This is a genomic window from Mesorhizobium sp. M7A.F.Ca.CA.004.06.1.1 (assembly GCF_003999135.1).
GTDB lineage: Bacteria > Pseudomonadota > Alphaproteobacteria > Rhizobiales > Rhizobiaceae > Mesorhizobium.
Genome location: NZ_RZPQ01001455.1, coordinates 1 through 443, shown reverse-complemented (window position 1 = coordinate 443; position 443 = coordinate 1). Strand labels below are relative to the sequence as shown.

General features: G+C 63.7%; 1 protein-coding gene. It reads left to right on the top strand.

From position 1 onward, the window contains the following. Positions 1-443, top strand: a 443-nt coding sequence (locus tag EN906_RS36900) for an AEC family transporter (RefSeq protein WP_206529305.1), incomplete at both ends; no start/stop codon positions are given.

Here is a 443-nt window from a genome sequence, read left to right as displayed (position 1 = left end):
GGTCACCACCCGTATCTTCGGCAGGGATGCCCGCGCCGGCGTCGTCGGCGGGGTTTCGTCCGCCTTTTCCAATATCGTGCTGCTCGGCGTTCCCTTCATTCTTGGCATCTTCGGCCCGAGCGGCTTCGAAGTGCTGTCGCTGCTGGTCTCCGTGCATCTGCCGATCATGCTGATGGCCTCGATCGTGTTGTTCGAAGTCTTCGGCCGCGGCAGCGGCGAACCCGTGCATCCCTTGCGCGTTATCCGTAGCTTCCTCAGGCGGCTTTTCATGAATCCGTTGATCATCGGCATTCTGGCAGGCCTTGCATGGCGCATCACGGGTGCGCCGCTGCCTGATGTCGCCATGCGCCTGGTCGATGCGCTGGCCGATACGGCCGGTCCGGTGGCGCTGTTTGCCATGGGGCTCAGCCTGCGCCGCTTCGGCATTTCGGGCAATGTCAGGC